This window comes from Emergencia timonensis (assembly GCF_900086585.1).
Taxonomy (GTDB): Bacteria; Bacillota; Clostridia; order Peptostreptococcales; family Anaerovoracaceae; genus Senimuribacter; species Senimuribacter timonensis.
Map to the genome: position 1 here is coordinate 920,280 of NZ_FLKM01000009.1, position 16,820 is coordinate 937,099.

The following is a 16,820-nucleotide window of genomic DNA, read 5'->3' on the forward strand; positions in this document are numbered from 1 at the left end:
AACGGATGCGAAAATCGGGTTTAGGATGTATAATAGGACTAGATTTTAATAATAGTGCCTGCTAGGGGCTGGCCGGAGGTGAAACATGGAAATAAAGAATGCGGATAAGGAATATCTCCTGGGAACGCTGATCGATATCGAAATTGATAATTTGATGGACTGTAAAAACGCAATCGACCTGGAGATGGTGCAGCAGCTGATCGAAGATATGCAAGCGGCGCCGGAAGTGGTGGTCATCGGTTCCAGGGCTTCTACGGTATTGGTCTCTTATACGACATATATTTTCAACAAGATCGGCATCAGGACATCGGGTTTTGATGCGGCCGACACGAAAACGCTGGACAACATCATCAACATCGACCGTTCAGCTTTGGTTATCGCTTTCGGGTTTCCCAGATATCCTAAGCCCACAATCGTAGCGACTCGTTTTCTTAAAAACCGAGGATATAAGATCGTCTCGATTACTGACAAGAAAAAATCTCCTTTGGCAGAGCTGTCTGAGTACGCCTTTAGGCTGCAGGCGAACTCCTATGGTTATACGGATACCTATACGTCGGGTATTCTTCTGATTAATCTGATTACGGCCCTGATCGGCAAAATTCAGGGAACCGATATCAACCGTCATCTGCGGGAATTTAACGAGACGGCGCAGCAGCTGGACTTCTATTTTTAAAGGATGAAAGAGATGCTGATTGAAAAATACTGCGATACCAGAGGTAATGAGCTGCGCTTGAACTTCTCACTGAAGGCCTATACGTTTCACAAGATATTGACATGCAATCCCATAATGATGAGCCAGATTGAAACGATTCATAAGATTTCCAACTCGTCGGCTCCGGTCGTCCTCTTTGGCGAGACGGGAACAGGTAAGGAGCTGTATGCGGAATACATTCATCACGTAAGCAGCAGGCAGAAGGAAAACTACGCCAAAGTCAACTGCGCGACAATTCCGGAAACTCTCTTTGAATCTGAAATGTTCGGCTATATGCCGGGCGCTTTCACCGGAGCGTTAAAGACAGGGAAAAAAGGAATCTTTGAAATTGCGAACCAGGGGACGCTGTTTCTCGATGAGATATCAGAATTATCCCAGACCCTGCAGTCAAAACTGCTTAGAGTGATTCAGGAAAACCGTTTCGTAAAAGTGGGTGGTAACGTGGAAATTACCAGTGACGTGCGTCTAATCGTAGCGTCTAATAAAGACTTAAGGACAATGGTTCAGCAAAATACTTTCAGACGGGATTTATTCTATCGCCTGAACGTGGTGCCGATTTCGCTGCTGCCGCTGCGGGAAAGGCGAGAAGATATCATTCTGCTGTCTTTCTATTTTCTCAATCTGTTTAATCAGACCTATGGTGCAGACAAGAAGATGGGGGTCAATCTGATGAGAGCCTTTCTCGACTATGATTGGCCGGGCAACGTGCGAGAACTTCGCAACGCCATCGAGCGGCTGATTTTGTTAAGTGACAGTGAAGTTCTAAATGATGAAAGCATTCTGCAAGCGACTTTAGAAACGGAAGAGCTGTTCTTGCTGAACGATGCCAATGTAGACGAAATAGCACCTGCGCGGGCGCGGGCCGTGAACCTCACTGGCGATTCTAAATCTCTGAAAGAAATTGTCTCCGAGTATGAAATCTTCATTATTGAAGAATACATCAAAAAAACGGGAAGCATGCGAAAGGCTGCCGCCGCACTAAAGACAAGCCCCTCTGTTCTCTCGCGAAAATTAAACAATCGAAAAGGTTAGGCTGCGGCAAAGCTGCCGCAATTGTTCTACAAATGTGCATATGTTGTAAAATCAGAACAGTCAGGTGTTCTGATTTTGCAACACTTTTGTTTTTGGGAGGAAAATAGTTGAAATTTGCGCCCCTCACAAGTGCTTTTCTTTGGCATGCTTCTTGCTGAATATATCAGTAAAGATGATTTACAGGAGGTAAAGTTAAATGAAAACAAAGACTGTTGGGTTTCCCATGATCCGCAATTTTGCAGGAGATAGAAGGGACTTTATACCAGATCTGTTTCAGTTTATGGATCGCTACGATGGAGTAGAGTTTTTTCTTGAGAAAGGCTATGGCGAGCGACTGGGATACAGGGAGGAAGACTATCTGAATGCTTCTGAAAAAGTACACTTTGTCCCTTTTGAGGAGGCTTATGGACAGGATATCACTATGATTCTAAAAAATCCCGAATTAGAGAATCTTGAACTGCTGAAGGACGGCTCTACCCTTTTCACCATGCTTCACTACTCTACACGGCCTGCCGTTGTGGAATTGATTAAAAGAAAGAAGCTAAAGACGTTCTCGATGGATTCCATTGTCGACGATCAAGGACTGCGTATGTTTGTGGACTATTTCGGCACAGCCTACTGCGGCTGCAGAGCAGGTATCGACGTGCTGAAAAAAACGTATGGGAAGTTTTATTCTCATGAACGGGGACCAATCAAGGCGATTGTCATGGGGGCCGGCGGCGTAGGACAAGGCGTTGTCAAATCTCTTGAGGTTATCAGTGACGATGAGTTTCTAGGCAGAGAAGGGTTAGCAGGCATCCTTCCCTTTGTCGCTACGAGAACGATCACGTCTGATAAGCAGGTGATGAGAGAGCTGCTGATGCAGGCCGATTTGCTCATCGATGCAACTCAGAGAAAAAATCAGTCCATCCAGATCATCGCGAATGAAGAAATGTCAGCGCTTCCTGAACACGCGGTCATCGTGGATCTTTGTGCGGACCGGTATGATTTTTCCTTAGTACCGCCTCTGCGCAGGGTGGTTGAAGGCACAGTCAATGGAAATCCTGCCCACTATATTATTTACCCGGACGATCCCCTGTACGATCAGCTGCCTGACGAAGTCGACAGCACCCATCGCAGAATCGTGGTTAGCTGCGACGCATGGCCGGGCATGGATTTTCGCAGGTCGGTACAGTACTACTACGGACTGATGAAAAACTATGTCGGTATGATATTGAGCAAGGAACCGGAGCAGATCAAGGAAGACAGTGACAATCTCTTTGAAAGGGGTTTATACAGATCTACGTTAGTCTATTTTGAGAGTATGAAAAAGTAATGGAGGAGACGATATGGATCACTATGGAATACTATCGATTGTACCGCCAATCTTGGCTATTGTTCTTGCATTAAAGACGAAAAATATTATCGTATCGTTATTCTTCGGCTTATATTTTGGCGCCATCGTGTTAGCTGGCTGGAATCCTGTTGCGGCTTTCGCCAATTTGATTCCTGATTTTATCTATGCGCAGGTGGCAACTGATTCCAATATGCAGTCAATCACCAACTTGTGCATTATCGGCGGCTTTGTCGCTCTGATCAGTGCATCGGGCGGTGCGGCAGCCTTTGCCAAGACGGCGGAAAAATGGGTCAAAAAGAAGAGAACTGCTGAAACTGCTATGTGGCTGGGCGGGATCTTCGTCTGGTTCACTGATTCGGGCAATTCTTTGCTGGTGGGACCGATCTTTCAGCCTATCGCTGAGAGATTCAGGGTATCCAGGGAAAAGTTCGCCTACATCTTAGATGCGACCTCCTCTCCTATCTGCGCCCTCGTGCCGGTCATCAGCTGGGGCGTCTATATCATGGGGCTGATTGACGCAGAACTGGAGAAGATACCGAACCTTGCTGACTCCAGCTGGAATCTGTTTTTAGAAGCGATTCCCTACCAGTTTTATAATATATTAACATTGGTTATGGTAGGGTATATCTGCTTGACACAGTTTGATTTTGGTCCGATGTTAAAAGCGCAGAAACGGGCTGAGCAGACGGGAAAGACCATCAGAGACGGCGGAGTGCCAATGAGGAGCACCGTAGAGGTTAAGCTGCCGGAAGGCGTTGAGCCAAAAGCCATTTCTGTAGTTGTTCCACTTGCAATCATGCTGATTACCATGTTCACTATCTTTTTTCTCAACGGTTTTCCGCAGAAAAGCATCGATGGTATCGTCATCAGACAGGGCATCGCATTGGGCTTTATACTAGGCGGTATCGCAGCCGGCTTTATCAACTGCAAGTTGAGGATCTTTACGCCAAAGCAGGTTGAAAATAAGGTCTTCGATGGAATGAAGGATATGATGTTCCTAATCGTCATGATGATTCTCTCCTGGTCTTTGGGCAGTGTTTGTTCACAGATGGGCACTGCATATTATATCTTGGAAGTGACGCAGGACTTCTTAAATCCGGCTGTGCTGCCAGCAATTCTATTTTTGATCGGCTGCTGCATGTCATTGGCGACTGGCTCTTCCTGGGGAACTTTTGCCATATTGATTCCAATTGGTTTCCCGATTGCAGCAATCATGGGCACTCCTCTAGCAGTTACTGTGGCCGCTGTCATCAGCGGGGGCGTGTTTGGCGATCAGTGTTCACCGATTTCGGATACAACCATGTTGGCATCTATGGGCTCTGCCTGCGATCACATCGACCATTTCAGGACCCAGTTCCCATATGCTTGTACGGTGGCGGCCGTTTCTGTAGTTCTTTATCTGATTGCAGGCTATACAGAGCATGCGTGGATTGTCATCGCCGGTGCGGCAATATTATTTGCAGTCGTGGCAGTATTGCACAAAATTTCGGTAAGATTGCTAAAAAACACAAAATCAGAATATCCGTTATCATAGTATAAATAAGATTAAAGCGCTTATCTTCAATAATGTGGATGAGCGCTTCTGCTTTGATATGCTGAAAACCAGAAGCCATTTCTAAATTAGTTGACAAAATTCGTTAATTTATGTATAATATACATCGTTGCTGTTGATAATATTGATTGTTGTACGATTAGGCATTCCGAGGTAGCTCAATGGTGGAGCAACCGGCTGTTAACCGGTAGGCTGTGGGTTCGAGCCCCACCCTCGGAGCCAATTTTACTAGCAAGAAGAAAACTGGTATACAGCAGCAATGTGCATAATCTTACATATGAGATTCTTTGATAACGCGGGGTAGAGCAGCTGGTAGCTCGTCGGGCTCATAACCCGGAGGTCGCAGGTTCAAGTCCTGTCCCCGCAACCAAACGCACGAAAGAAGCCGTTCGTCAGAACGGTTTTTTTCGTGCGTTTGATTTGTGAGATGAGGACTTGCACCGATAGGCGTGGCCGTGAAGCGAAGCAGTCCGGCGGACTGGTGAGTAGGCCACGGTGCGCCGGTGACTGAAAAGGGAACCAAGCACGGCGATTTCGAAGAAATCGTGCAAGTCCGAAAGTGTGCAGATCGTTGTGTTTTGGCGAAACGTACCTTTGAATTTTCAGGTTCCCCTTTACCAGCACGTGTGCAGTATAAGAGAAGATTCTATTTTTCTAAGAAATACTCTTTGATCGGTTTTTCCAGGTCGAAGAGGTCGGATTCTGCCTACTGCCGCTAGTAGCAGGAACCAGGTTTACATAAGGAGTCTTTTATCCAGCCTTCATTTCACGACTTGTCGCGGTCTATCATAGCCTCTATATTACAATCAAATAAAATCCCCTTTGTCTGTTAGAAATTCCTATTGCTGCGAAAGGATGGATGTCAGTTCTTCTGGTGATATATTTGCTCCATTTTCGGCCCACGTCAGCATGACATTCCAAAAGCCGCCGATTCGGAAGGCCAAAAGGTACTGCCTGCTTACATTTTCCGCTGGTCCGTCAATTAAAAGCTGTCTATGAGATTTTGTAAATCTTTCAAAGTGGTCAAAGACGTAAGACTCTAATCCGCAGCGCTGCAAATTCCTGATAAACTGCAGATGTTCTTTCCAAAATTGAAAGAACAGCAACGTAGCAGATTCCTTATCTGGCTTGTCTAGTTTACAAAACGCCGCCATATATTCCCTGCAAAGTTGTTCTATATATTGTTCAAGGACTTCCTGCTTTGAATTGAAATTTCGATAAAAGGTTCTTCGATCTAATTCTGCCGTTCGGCAGATTTCAGAGACGGTAATTTTATCATAATTTTTCTCTTCCATTGTGTCCAGCAGCGCTTGTAATATCCAGCGCTGAGATTGTAATGCCGTGGGATTTTTTGTGTTGTTCATGTCAGTGCTCCTTGTTATAAAACTGCCACAAGGGACTTTTCTTTGTGGCGTTTGCGCGCAAGTGGTTGTAACTTCTTTCTATTCATATTATACTATGTTAATCATTCTGCCACAAGTGTGGCACTTCTAAAAAGAAAAACATAAGGAGATGAGAAGAAATGTGGCTGTGTATTCAAACAATTGGAATAGTTGGTTTTTTGATATGTCTGGCTTTGATGTATTTGACGGACTTGGGAGTACGAGGGATACGAAGGTATGACTCGTCTTTTCATTCGCCGGATATGAAATTTCATTATAGTGTTAAACAGGTCATGGAAACTTTCGAGCGAATAGGCGAAACAGGCAGATTAATCTATCAAAAATACTTGATTTTAGATTGCCTCTTTACTTTATTTTTTCTAATCGTTATGCTGGCAATTACAAATAAATTGATTACAAACCCATCTGTCGGCAATATTCTCTTTGCTGTATGCGTGCTGAGAGCCATATTTGATCTGTTAGAGAATGGTTTTTTGATAAAAGTGTTAAAGAAATACCCAGAGATCAATAAATCCATCCTTAAGTGGTGTTCTTATTTCACCACGACTAAATTTTTATGTCTCTATCTTTGGATAGCTGTACTAATTATTAACGATCTGTTTGGCTTTTTCTAAAATCGACAAAATTCTGTTTTTTGTGTGGACGTACAACTATTTTGCGAAAAATGTATTATAAGAAAATCAATTATAATTTTAATTAATGTAAATTCGCAATATTGCAACTTTAGCACTTTGATTTTCGATATACTATGGTACAATATAAGTGTATGGTGATGTGAAGGGAGAATATTTATGGAGAATAAGAAAAGTGGACTAATGGCCAAATTTCTAGTCCCATCAGTAATCGGTATCATTTTATTTATGATTCCAGTAAAGTATAATGGCGATTGGACAGTGTGTGTCAAGATTTTAGCTGATATTATCGGCGGCGCACTGGGAGGTTTCCTTCCAATTCTATGCGTTGCCATTATCACTGTTTCCGCAATTATGTCTGTTATTTCTTTGGCTAAGCCAAAATTTATCACGGAACACCCGATCCTCAACGATACTTTTTCAACTTCCATCATTTGGGTCGTTGTGAGAGTGATTGGCGCGGCACTCGTATGGCTTACCTATCTGGGTTTGGACGCAGAGGATGGCAAAACGGGATTTTTGCATATGCTTACCGAAGGCGGAGCCGGCGGATTCGTATTAGGGGATCTGCTGACTGTACTGGTAATCATCTTTGCGATCGCAGCACTGCTTTTGCCGCTGCTGCTGGACTTTGGTCTATTGGAGTTTGTCGGCGCACTGCTGACGAAGGTCATGAGGCCTCTGTTCAAAATTCCTGGACGTGCGGCAGTTGACTGCTTCACTTCTTGGATTGGCGACGGTACGCTGGGTGTCATGCTGACCTGCAATCAATACGAAGGCGGTTATTATTCTGCAAGAGAAGCTTCCGTCATTGCGACGACCTTCTCAGCAGTATCAATTACCTTCAGTATTGTCGTTCTGTCACAGGTGGATCTCATGCAGTACTTTGGCGTTTACTACCTGCTCATCTGCTTGATTGGTGTGGTTTGTGCAATTATCGTACCGAGAATCCCTCCTCTTTCTTTGAAGAAGGATACATACCTGGTTGAAGGCAAGGCAATGCCGGAGAGCATTCCAAGCCAGTACAAATCATCCATTCAGTATGGTACTGATCTGGCTCTGAAGAGAGTGCAGGAGCACAAGGGTATCGGTCAGTTTATTGAAAATGGTATGAAGAACGCTGTGGGAATGTGGTTTGGCGTATTACCTTCCGTTATGGCTATTGGAACAATCGCTTTGGCGCTTGCTAATAACACGCCGATTTTCGAGATCTTAGGAAAGCCGTTTTTACCACTGCTAAACCTGCTGCAGGTTCCAGAGGCATTGGACGCTTCAAAGACCATGATCGTAGGCTTTACGGATATGCTGACACCGTCCATCATTGCTTCTGCTGATATCACCAGCGTCATGACAAAATTCATCGTCGCTGTCGTATCTGTAACACAGCTTCTCTATTTATCAGAAGTTGGCGGTTTGATTCTGGGATCAAAGCTTCCAGTGAAGCTTTGGGAGTTATTCGTAATCTTCCTAGAAAGAACGATTATCAGCTTGATTATCGTTTGCCCACTTGCTCATCTGATTTTTTAAATAAGAACTAGAATATTTTATTTTATCAATTTATTATTTTAGCATCGCTATACAGTTGGGCAGTTCGTAAAGGACTGCCCTTTTGATTTCATGACGATTAGGAATACAGTAGAGGAAAATTATTGAAAAAATATTGACAACTTTATATATTCAATGTATAATCAATAGCGTTGCGGTTGATAATATTGATTGTTATGCAACAGGTATTCCGAGGTAGCTCAATGGTGGAGCAACCGGCTGTTAACCGGTAGGCTGTGGGTTCGAGCCCCACCCTCGGAGCCAATTTTATGCCGGAGTGGCGGAATTGGCAGACGCACAGGACTTAAAATCCTGCGATCCTTACCGATCGTACCGGTTCGACCCCGGTCTCCGGCACCAATTTACTGGTGGGAAGAAATCCTGTAATAAAGAACTGAATATATGATATCGCGGGGTAGAGCAGTTGGTAGCTCGTCGGGCTCATAACCCGGAGGTCGCAGGTTCAAGTCCTGTCCCCGCAACCAAACGAAAAGAAATGCCATATCCATTAGGATGTGGCATTTCTTTTCGTTTATTTGCCAGTGAGATGAGGACTTGAACCGATAGGCGTGGCCGTGAAGCGAAGCAGTCCGGTGGACTGGTGAGTAGGCCACGGTGCGCCGGTGACCGAAAAGGGAACCAAGCACGGCGATTTCGAAGAAATCGTGCAAGTCCGAAAGTATGCAGACCGTCGTGTTTGGCGGAGAGAAAGCCTGGACTTGAACCGATAGGCGTGGCCGTGAAGCGAAGCAGTCCAGTGGACTGGTGAGTAGGCCACGGTACGCCGGTGACCGAAAAGGGAACCAAGCACGGCGATTTCGAAGAAATCGTGCAAGTCCGAAAGTTTGCAGACCGTCGTGTTTGACGAAGAAACGCTTGGACTTGAACCGATAGGCGTGGCCGTGAAGCGAAGCAGTCCGGTGGACTGGTGAGTAGGCCACGACCCAAGCCGACCGAAAGGGGAGGTGCAGGGTGGCGATTTCGGAGAAATCGTGCAAGTCCGAAAGTACGCAGACCGTCGTGTTTGGCGGAGAGAAAGCCTGGACTTGAACCGAGGAAGGATGCAGGGGAAACGGGGTTCCCTTGTATAGAGGAGGAGGCAAGTCAGTCAATGCTTCGGAGAACCGCATCGGAGGTGACAGCGAGTGAACGGCTGGAATGAAAGTGGAATTATTTTCCTGTTAAATATTGACACACGACTGCCGATGTGCTATGATGGAATTAATTACAAATTATAACATTTATTACAAATTATACTTTGCTTAGTTCACAGAAAGGAATCCTCCATGTATATGCAAAACAGCACCACTATGATACAGTATCCCCTGAATAACGACATCATATTTGCTCTGGTCATGAATGATGCAGAACTCTGCAGAGGCCTGCTGGAGCGGATTTTCCCAGGCAGAAAGATCCGCATGCTGAAGGTCTGTGATGGCGCTGATGTGGAAGTGCAGAACACCATCATCACAGGCATGATCTCCAAAAGCGTCCGCCTCGATGTCCTCTTCGAAGATGAAGACTCCCTATACAGTATCGAGATGCAACGCTTTGACGATTCTGCCCTTCCCATGCGTGGCCGCTACTACGCCTCAGCCATGGACATCGACCAGCTGCGGAGAGGAGAGGAATATAAGGAACTGAAAAAGAACTACGTCATCTTCATCTGCACCTTCGACCACTATGGGCTGGAGCAGGCCGTCTACAGCTTCCAAAATTATGATATAAAAAACAGCTTGCCATACGGTGACGAATCCTATAAACTAATAGTAAATACAACGGCTCCTGCGAAAAATACACCGCCAGAGCTGATACCGTTTTTCGACTACGTAAACCGCATGGAAGTGCCTGCAGATGACGCCTTCATCCAAGCGCTCCACAGGCAGGTACAGAAGTACAACACTTCGGAATGGAGGCGAAAGCTGATGACATTGGAAGAGAAGATAAAGCTGGAAGTAGAGATGGCGCGGGAAGAAGCGTTTAAAGAAGGGACGCAAGAAGAGAAGAAGATTGCCGCTCGGAAGATGAAAGCGGATGGGCTTGACCCCGAGGTTATTTCTAAGTATACTGAGTTGCCCATTAGCGAGATTGAAGGGCTATAGCCCGAATTGCCATATATACACGAAGCAAAAGACTTCATACCGAAAAAGTATGAGGCCTTTTTTTGTTAATGCGGGAACGGTCTCTTATTTTAAAACTGATGGCTATTTTTGAATGCGCCTTTTTTCAAAAATGCGGTTGTCAATTTATCATATCTTTACATTAATCACAAATTAATATTCCCATTTGGAATACTAAAATTCTTTTAAGTCCAACTGCACCCGCCAATTGCGGGCAAAATCAACAAAATCATGGGTCAGTCCGTTGAACTTTGCGGAATTCTGGATCACTAAAGCGATGATGCTTTTCACTGGATGGGTAAGATGAACAGCCCTCAGGGTTTGTCGTTTGTAAGTGAATAAGAGTCTTGCGGTCAGCAGGCTGACGCATTCTCCGTCTTCGACCAAGTCTAAAATTGTTTCAATGTTGCGATAGGTTTTCACTTTTTTCAGCTTGGCGCCAGAGGCTTCACAAGCGCTCAGGCAGAGGTCGTACATGCCGGTTTCGTTGTCGGGTATCGCAAAGATTTCCGCTGACATCTCATTGAGGTTTACTGAGCTGCGATGGGCAAAACGATGTTTTTCATTTACGATCAGACAGAGTTCGTTTTCCATCAGGTGGTAGCTGGTCAGAGAAGTCTTCAACACCTGGTTTGGCGAGATTGCCAGCAGAGCGAGGTCAATTTCATTTTTTTCCAAAAGCTTCAGGAGCTCTTTGCTGGGACGGTCGATGATTTCCACAGAGTCGACGGGGGAAAGGGTCTCTTTAAAAGATTTGATCAGAGGAATAAACCCGAAGCGGCCAATGACTGGGATAATGCCAATTCTGAGGGTGCTGTTGTCAGGCACGTTATATTTTTCCATCGAAAGCAAAAGTGTTTCGTATTCTTCTGTAATGCGGCGTGCATATTGAACAAATTCTTCTCCTGCGGTGGTCAGCAAAACAGGTCGTTTAGAACGATCAAAAAGGCTGATGTTTCCAATTTCTTCTTCTATCTTCAGAAGATGTTTCGAGAGAGAGGATTGAGACAGGCTGCAGGCTTCTGCAGCCACGGTAAAATTCTGATACTCTGCCAGTGCTAAAACATATTTTAATTCCTGAATATCCATAAGCCTCCTCCATCGTACTATTCCATTTTGTCATAATTGTATCACAATTCTGAATCAAACACAAGATTGATGACAGCTATAATAAGACCACAAAGAAAAACAAGGAGGATATGATTATGAAAGGTAAAATCGCATTAGAGGAACATTTCGCTACAGAGGAATATCTGGGTGATGTGAAGAGATTCTTTATTCGTGAAGGAGAGGACGTGTGGCAGAGAGCGAAGGGCATCATGTGTGATATTTCCGGCAGAAGGCTTGAATTGATGGACGAAGCTGGAATTGAAAAGACGATTCTTTCTCTTTCTTCTCCGACAATTCAGGCGATCCTGGATACGAAAGAAGCAGTGGATTCCGCTAAAAAAGTCAACGACTACATCGCGGAGCAGATTGTGAATCACAGAGATCGTTTTGATTCTTTTGCCGCCTTACCGACGCAGGATCCGGAAGCAGCAGCGAGAGAGCTGGAACGCTGTGTAAAAGAGTATGACTTTAAGGGAGCATTGATCAACGGCTTCTGCAATATCGGCGATCCTGACGTGCCAGTTTATCTGGACGATCCGCGCAACATTCCATTCTGGGAGGCTGTCGAAAGCTTAGACGTACCGATTTATATCCATCCGCGTCCAGTAACAGAGACGGTGCGCAGAGAAGTATTCGGCGATAATCATTTCTGGATGGAGACGGCGGCGTGGGGCTGGCATGCGAATCTTGGAACGCAAATTCTCCGATTGATTTCCAGCGGAATCTTTGATCGCTGCCCGAAACTGCAGATTGTAATCGGCCATATGGGAGAACTTCTGCCGATGTTCCTGTGGAGAATCACCAATCGCTGTAACAGCCACAAGAGAGACTGTCAGGCAGACCTTCCGATCAATCAATATTTTCAGCGCAACATCAGCATTACCACATCGGGGAATTGCAGCACACCGGCACTGATGTGCGCCATGATGGAAATGAGCACGGAGCGCATCATGTTTTCTACGGATTATCCGTACGAGTCCATGAAGCAGGCAGCAGACTGGTTTGACAACATCCCGTTCTCCGACCTGGACAAAGAAAAGATGGGGCGTACCAATGCAGCCAAGCTGTTTAAGCTGGATCTGTAGAAGGAGACAGGCTATGAGAGATTATGAACCTGAGAAGATGAAAAAAATCACCTTTACCGGCATACGCCGGGTCATGGCAAGAGCCAATCAACTGGAAGCAGAAGGAGAATCAATCATCCATTTCGAAGTCGGACAGCCGGATTTTGTAACGCCAAAGTATATCAGAGACGCAGCTTGTGTCTCCTTGCAGGCGGGTAACACGCGTTACACCTCAAATTATGGTAATCTGGCGCTGCGCAAGGCGATTTCCGCCAAGCTGGAGAAGGAAAATCATATTTTTGCAGATCCAGAAAGCGAAATCATGGTTACAGTGGGCGGAGAAGAGGCCATGGCCGCCGCTGTCTTAGCTCTTGTAGACGCAGGAGACGAAGTGCTTCTCACTGACCCGGGGTATTCCCCTTACGACAGCATGGTCAAAATCGCCAATGGGATTCCAGTCTATGTATCTCTGGACGAGAGCCGCAATTTCAATTTTGATCTGCAAGAACTGGAAAGCAAGATAACGACGAAAACAAAGCTGCTGGTGTTATGTAATCCATCCAATCCCACTGGAACGATGATAGATCGTGACAATCTCGCCGCGCTCAGTGAAGTCTGCATCCGCCATGATTTGCTTGTGATTGCTGACGAGGCCTATGAGCGAGTAATCTACGACGGGAACGAACACGTTTCTCTCGGCAGCCTTCCGGGTATGTTCGAGAGAACCATCACCATTCATTCCTTTTCTAAGAGTTATTCTATGTGTGGTTTCCGCATTGGCTATCTGGCGGCCAGCAAATCTTTGATGCAGATATTGATTCGCTGTCATCAGAAAATGGTCCTCTGCGCAACCAGTTTTGCACAGGATGCAGCCCTGGCTGCTCTGGGAAAAGAATCGGATGAGATGAACCGCATGCTGGATGCCTTTGACCAGCGGAGAAAAGTGATTTATGATACTCTTACAGAATTAAAGATCCCTTGCAACAGACCGCAGGCGGCGTTTTATGTATTTCCCAACGTCAGCTGCCTGGGTATGGACGGCGACCAATTCGCGCTGCGGTTTTTAGAAGAAAACGGCGTCGCCTGTGTGCCGGGGAGAGACTTTGGGGAAAATGCTAAAAATAATGTGAGGATTTCCTACGCTGCCTCTTTGGAAGACTGTCTGGAGGGTATGGCGCGGCTGAAGCAGTTTGTAGAGAAGGTGAGAGCTGAAGAAGGAGAAAAATCATGAACAGTGATGCAGCAAAGAAAGAGAGAAAAGGGGAGAGAAACCTGTCCGTTGGCGGCGCAGCATTGATTTTACTCGTAGTCTTTGCTACGATTATTTTGACCATTCGAGCAGGTGTCGGAACGAATATGGCGCTGCTCCTGGGAGCCTTTGAGGCTATGATCGCCTGTCTGCTCCTGCGAAAACCGTGGCAGGATGTGCAGAATCCAATCATAGAATTTATGAGCGGCACCCTGGTTGTCATCATCATCCTGATCGACGTAGGGGTCATGGTGGGCGCCTGGATCATAGGCGGCACGGTGCCTTCGCTGATGTACTATGGTTTGAAATTAATTACTCCCGCATTGGTGGTGCCCATGGCCTTTCTGCTGTGTGCTGTCATGTCCATCTTTACAGGTACCAGTTTTGGTTCCATCGCTACCATGGGGATTGCCGTAACCGGCGTCGCCATCGGTATCGGCGTACCGATGCCTCTGGTAGCCGGTGCCGTCGTAGCGGGGGCTCATGTGGGGGACAAAATGTCTCCTATGTCGGACAGTACAAATCTGTGTTCTGGTGTAACTGGCGTAGATCTGTATGAACATATCGGTGCAATGATGCATACCACGGTGCCTGCCGCGATAATCTCTTTGGTCATCTATTTTATCATGGGAATGAAGTATGCATCAGGTGAGGCAGCGGATGAAAATGTCCAGCTGATGCTTCACACCTTAGCACAGAACTTCGATATCAGTATCTTTGCTCTGCTGCCGGCAGTCCTCATGATTGTCATCGCGGTCTTAAAAATACCGGCGGTGCTGGGTCTGACCTCCTGCGCGATCTTCAGCATTTTCTATGCGGTACTTCTGCAGGATGTGAGCCTCATGGACGTGATGCAGACGGCACTGAATGGATATATCTCTGACACCGGTGTGGACTTGGTAGACGGTATCCTCAACAGAGGCGGTATCAACTCGATGATGGGTACAGTGGGAATGATTATCCTCGCCTGCATGATGGGAGGCGCCCTTCAGGCGACGGGAGCGTTGAGCGTCATTATGGATAAGGTATTGCTCAGGAAGATGAACACGCCAAAATCACTGGTCATCATTTCTATGATCTATAATTATCTGATATTGGCGGTTTCAGGAAATCAGATGCTGGGTGCGGTCATGTCTGGTCCGACTTTCTCAGAAAGTTACGATAAGATGAATATTCACCGCAAAGTATTGTCTCGCTGCATGGGCGATACGGCCATTAACGGTTCGGCATTGATCCCGTGGTCTGTGGCTACAGTCTATGCTGTCGGTGTCTTGGGCACAGGTGATGCGTCCTTTATCCCTTATGAGTTCTTCTGCTATATCGTGCCGATCTTCACCCTTGTTTCAGCGTGTACAGGCTGGGCCATGTGGCATTCCGACGGAACGAGGTTCCATGGAAGAAAGAAATATTCATCAAAAGTAAGTGCATAGTATAGAAAACCTCCGGCAGACACCGGAGGTTTTTAAAAATAGCAAGTTTAGAGGAATACAGCCTTCAGTTTTTCATAACTCTCCTTGCTGATATCGTGTTCGATCTGACATGCGTCATGACGTGCAATTTCAAGAGGGACGCCGATCTGCAAAAGCAGTTTTACGAAAAAATCATATCTCTCGTAGATCTGCAATGCGATGGAAAACCCCTGGGGACTTAGTCTTAGACCTCCATTCTGTGCCTGCTCTACATATCCCTTGCCGCGCAGTTGTTTCAGTGCGACGGAAACGCTGGCCTTAGAAACGCCCATGGACTGAGCAATATTGACAGAATAAACATCGCCTTCTTTCTTTTGAAGCATAAAAATTGTTTTCAAATAATCTTCTTTTGATCTGCCTAACTCCATATTTGTTTTTCTCCCTTCATTAGATTGTAACGGATGTTAACCATGTAACCGGAAACGCTCTCGTCGCAGGACGCCTTTGATCATCACCAGATAGGTATCGCTTTCGGCCGTAAAGGCTTTTTCAACTTCCTGGCGGATATCCTCTTCTTGATTCTGCAGGTCAGCAGGATACAGCAGATCGAAGATGACTTTGATATGAGTGCCGCTTTCAACTAACCTGAAATGATCCACGGCCAATCTGTCTCCGTATTTCTGCAACGCCGAATTGACGATTGTTTGGGTTTTTTCCGCTAATGCCTCATCCTCGATCAGATAGTCAACTTGTATAAACGTATCACAGTGATATTTTTTGTATAGGAGAAAAGCCGCTTCTTCAGCCACCCTGTTGAGTCGCTCACAGTGTTCCTTGCGGCCTGTGATATGCATAGAGATGACAAAATAACCGAAGCCGTAGTCATGAATCATCAGATCATAGATGCCGGCCACTTGTGGGTGTTCTTTGACACAGGCTATGATATTCTGCAGCAAGTTTTCATCAGGGGCTTTCCCCATGATTCTTCCCAGGACTTCCCATAAGCTTTTTACGCCGGCAAAGATGATAAAGAGAGATACCAGGATACCGCAATAACCATCAATTTTCCAACTCGTCAGATGGGTGACAATAGTGGATGACAGAACGGCAAATGTAGCGGCGGAATCGCTGATACAGTCTGCTGCAACGGCTTTCAAGGTTTCCGAATCTGCTATTCTGGCAATGCGTTTGTTATAGAAATACATATAGCCCTTGACTATAATAGAAAGCGTCAGGACGATGACAATTGCAGCACTGAACAGTGGTTTTTGCGGGTTGGTGATGGCTAGAGCTGCAGTATGGGCAAGGGCTGTTCCCATAAAAACCACGGCGCACGAGGTAAAAATGCTCATAATCCATTCAATCCTACCATGACCGAAAGGATGGACGCTGCCACCACCATACACTGCAATCTTAAAGCCTAGAAATGATAGTATTGATGTACCGGCATCTGCCAGATTGTTGAATCCATCTGTTGTAATAGCGATGGAATGGTTCAAGGCACCGATGGTAATTTTAGCAGCACATAAAAGCAAGTTCAATAAGATACCGGTTATGCTGGCTAAGGCGGCGTAGGCTTTTTTTACTCTTGGGTTGGATAAGTCCTCCTTGTTTTTAATAAACAATCCAGCTAATAATGTTATCATAAAATCTCCT

At 45.7% G+C, this 16,820-nt stretch carries 14 protein-coding genes and 5 tRNA genes; 15 read left to right on the forward strand and 4 right to left on the reverse strand.

Annotated elements, in window-relative coordinates; genetic code table 11:
* The first annotated feature begins 85 nt into the window (after positions 1-85).
* The 6 genes from BN6539_RS15235 (at position 86) to BN6539_RS15260 (ending at position 5,002) form a co-directional block, all read left to right on the forward strand.
* Positions 86-673: a MurR/RpiR family transcriptional regulator gene (locus tag BN6539_RS15235; protein ID WP_067540433.1), complete on the forward strand. Its 588-nt coding sequence runs from the start codon at positions 86-88 to the stop codon at positions 671-673.
* A gap of 3 nt (positions 674-676) precedes the next feature.
* A complete protein-coding gene (locus BN6539_RS15240) occupies positions 677-1,744 on the forward strand; it encodes a sigma-54 interaction domain-containing protein (RefSeq protein WP_082907558.1) in 1,068 nt (355 codons plus the stop codon).
* Positions 1,745-1,940: 196 nt separating this feature from the next.
* Positions 1,941-3,059: a Rossmann-fold NAD(P)-binding domain-containing protein gene (locus BN6539_RS15245; protein ID WP_067540438.1), complete on the forward strand. Its 1,119-nt coding sequence runs from the start codon at positions 1,941-1,943 to the stop codon at positions 3,057-3,059.
* Positions 3,060-3,072: 13 nt separating this feature from the next.
* Positions 3,073-4,614, forward strand: a complete 1,542-nt coding sequence (locus tag BN6539_RS15250) for a Na+/H+ antiporter NhaC family protein (protein ID WP_067540441.1) — start codon at positions 3,073-3,075, stop codon at positions 4,612-4,614.
* 165 nt (positions 4,615-4,779) lie between these two features.
* Positions 4,780-4,854: transfer RNA gene (locus BN6539_RS15255), tRNA-Asn, on the forward strand.
* Positions 4,855-4,926: 72 nt separating this feature from the next.
* A tRNA-Met gene (locus BN6539_RS15260) sits at positions 4,927-5,002 on the forward strand.
* A gap of 469 nt (positions 5,003-5,471) precedes the next feature.
* Here BN6539_RS15260 and BN6539_RS15265 read toward each other — a convergent pair.
* Positions 5,472-5,996 carry a TetR/AcrR family transcriptional regulator gene (locus tag BN6539_RS15265; protein ID WP_067540444.1) on the reverse strand — a complete coding sequence of 175 codons (525 nt, stop codon included), beginning with the start codon at positions 5,994-5,996 and terminating at the stop codon, positions 5,472-5,474.
* A gap of 281 nt (positions 5,997-6,277) precedes the next feature.
* On the opposite strand from BN6539_RS15265, the gene BN6539_RS22790 reads away from it, so the two are divergent.
* The 6 genes from BN6539_RS22790 (at position 6,278) to BN6539_RS15295 (ending at position 10,314) form a co-directional block, all read left to right on the forward strand.
* The gene (locus BN6539_RS22790; protein WP_207645104.1) at positions 6,278-6,649 is read left to right on the forward strand and encodes a hypothetical protein; all 372 of its coding nucleotides are present in this window, start codon (positions 6,278-6,280) and stop codon (positions 6,647-6,649) included.
* Positions 6,650-6,826: 177 nt separating this feature from the next.
* Complete coding sequence (locus BN6539_RS15275) at positions 6,827-8,194, forward strand: YjiH family protein (RefSeq protein ID WP_067540450.1); 1,368 nt, start codon at positions 6,827-6,829, stop codon at positions 8,192-8,194.
* Positions 8,195-8,401: 207 nt separating this feature from the next.
* Positions 8,402-8,476: transfer RNA gene (locus tag BN6539_RS15280), tRNA-Asn, on the forward strand.
* Positions 8,477-8,483: 7 nt separating this feature from the next.
* Positions 8,484-8,572, forward strand: a tRNA-Leu gene (locus BN6539_RS15285).
* 49 nt (positions 8,573-8,621) lie between these two features.
* A tRNA-Met gene (locus BN6539_RS15290) sits at positions 8,622-8,697 on the forward strand.
* Positions 8,698-9,522: 825 nt separating this feature from the next.
* On the forward strand, positions 9,523-10,314 hold the full coding sequence (locus tag BN6539_RS15295) for an Rpn family recombination-promoting nuclease/putative transposase (RefSeq protein ID WP_207645105.1): 792 nt from the start codon (positions 9,523-9,525) through the stop codon (positions 10,312-10,314).
* A gap of 192 nt (positions 10,315-10,506) precedes the next feature.
* On the opposite strand, the gene BN6539_RS15300 is transcribed toward BN6539_RS15295, so the two are convergent.
* Complete coding sequence (locus tag BN6539_RS15300) at positions 10,507-11,421, reverse strand: LysR family transcriptional regulator (RefSeq protein WP_067540456.1); 915 nt, start codon at positions 11,419-11,421, stop codon at positions 10,507-10,509.
* 116 nt (positions 11,422-11,537) lie between these two features.
* Here BN6539_RS15300 and BN6539_RS15305 point away from each other — a divergent pair, with 116 nt between their 5' ends.
* Genes BN6539_RS15305 through nhaC form a run of 3 tightly spaced genes read left to right on the forward strand, consistent with a single transcriptional unit; the run spans position 11,538 to position 15,185 of the window.
* Positions 11,538-12,527 (forward strand): amidohydrolase family protein, encoded by a 990-nt coding sequence (locus BN6539_RS15305; RefSeq protein ID WP_067540459.1) that lies wholly within the window; start codon positions 11,538-11,540, stop codon positions 12,525-12,527.
* Between the two features lie 13 nt (positions 12,528-12,540).
* Entirely contained in the window at positions 12,541-13,737 is a 1,197-nt protein-coding gene (locus BN6539_RS15310) for a pyridoxal phosphate-dependent aminotransferase (RefSeq protein ID WP_067540462.1), read from the forward strand.
* Positions 13,734-15,185, forward strand: coding sequence for a Na+/H+ antiporter NhaC (gene nhaC, locus BN6539_RS15315; RefSeq protein ID WP_067540465.1), 1,452 nt, complete (start codon positions 13,734-13,736; stop codon positions 15,183-15,185). Before BN6539_RS15310 ends, nhaC begins: the two co-directional genes overlap by 4 nt.
* Before the next feature lie 47 nt (positions 15,186-15,232).
* Here the strand turns inward: nhaC and BN6539_RS15320 are convergent, their stop codons facing one another.
* Together BN6539_RS15320 and BN6539_RS15325 are read right to left on the reverse strand one after the other, a co-directional pair.
* On the reverse strand, positions 15,233-15,592 hold the full coding sequence (locus BN6539_RS15320) for a metal-dependent transcriptional regulator (protein ID WP_067540468.1): 360 nt from the start codon (positions 15,590-15,592) through the stop codon (positions 15,233-15,235).
* Positions 15,593-15,628: 36 nt separating this feature from the next.
* On the reverse strand, positions 15,629-16,810 hold the full coding sequence (locus BN6539_RS15325) for a cation diffusion facilitator family transporter (RefSeq protein WP_067540471.1): 1,182 nt from the start codon (positions 16,808-16,810) through the stop codon (positions 15,629-15,631).
* Positions 16,811-16,820: the final 10 nt, after the last annotated feature.

What these genes read in the sequence shown, in the direction of transcription:
- BN6539_RS15235 (WP_067540433.1), top strand. Translation starts at nt 86, where the DNA reads ATGGAAATAAAGAATGCGGATAAGGAATATCTCCTGGGAACGCTGATC.
- BN6539_RS15240 (WP_082907558.1), top strand. Translation starts at nt 677, where the DNA reads ATGAAAGAGATGCTGATTGAAAAATACTGCGATACCAGAGGTAATGAG.
- BN6539_RS15245 (WP_067540438.1), top strand. Translation starts at nt 1,941, where the DNA reads ATGAAAACAAAGACTGTTGGGTTTCCCATGATCCGCAATTTTGCAGGA.
- BN6539_RS15250 (WP_067540441.1), top strand. Translation starts at nt 3,073, where the DNA reads ATGGATCACTATGGAATACTATCGATTGTACCGCCAATCTTGGCTATT.
- BN6539_RS15265 (WP_067540444.1), bottom strand. Translation starts at nt 5,996, where the DNA reads ATGAACAACACAAAAAATCCCACGGCATTACAATCTCAGCGCTGGATA.
- BN6539_RS22790 (WP_207645104.1), top strand. Translation starts at nt 6,278, where the DNA reads ATGAAATTTCATTATAGTGTTAAACAGGTCATGGAAACTTTCGAGCGA.
- BN6539_RS15275 (WP_067540450.1), top strand. Translation starts at nt 6,827, where the DNA reads ATGGAGAATAAGAAAAGTGGACTAATGGCCAAATTTCTAGTCCCATCA.
- BN6539_RS15295 (WP_207645105.1), top strand. Translation starts at nt 9,523, where the DNA reads ATGATACAGTATCCCCTGAATAACGACATCATATTTGCTCTGGTCATG.
- BN6539_RS15300 (WP_067540456.1), bottom strand. Translation starts at nt 11,421, where the DNA reads ATGGATATTCAGGAATTAAAATATGTTTTAGCACTGGCAGAGTATCAG.
- BN6539_RS15305 (WP_067540459.1), top strand. Translation starts at nt 11,538, where the DNA reads ATGAAAGGTAAAATCGCATTAGAGGAACATTTCGCTACAGAGGAATAT.
- BN6539_RS15310 (WP_067540462.1), top strand. Translation starts at nt 12,541, where the DNA reads ATGAGAGATTATGAACCTGAGAAGATGAAAAAAATCACCTTTACCGGC.
- nhaC (WP_067540465.1), top strand. Translation starts at nt 13,734, where the DNA reads ATGAACAGTGATGCAGCAAAGAAAGAGAGAAAAGGGGAGAGAAACCTG.
- BN6539_RS15320 (WP_067540468.1), bottom strand. Translation starts at nt 15,592, where the DNA reads ATGGAGTTAGGCAGATCAAAAGAAGATTATTTGAAAACAATTTTTATG.
- BN6539_RS15325 (WP_067540471.1), bottom strand. Translation starts at nt 16,810, where the DNA reads ATGATAACATTATTAGCTGGATTGTTTATTAAAAACAAGGAGGACTTA.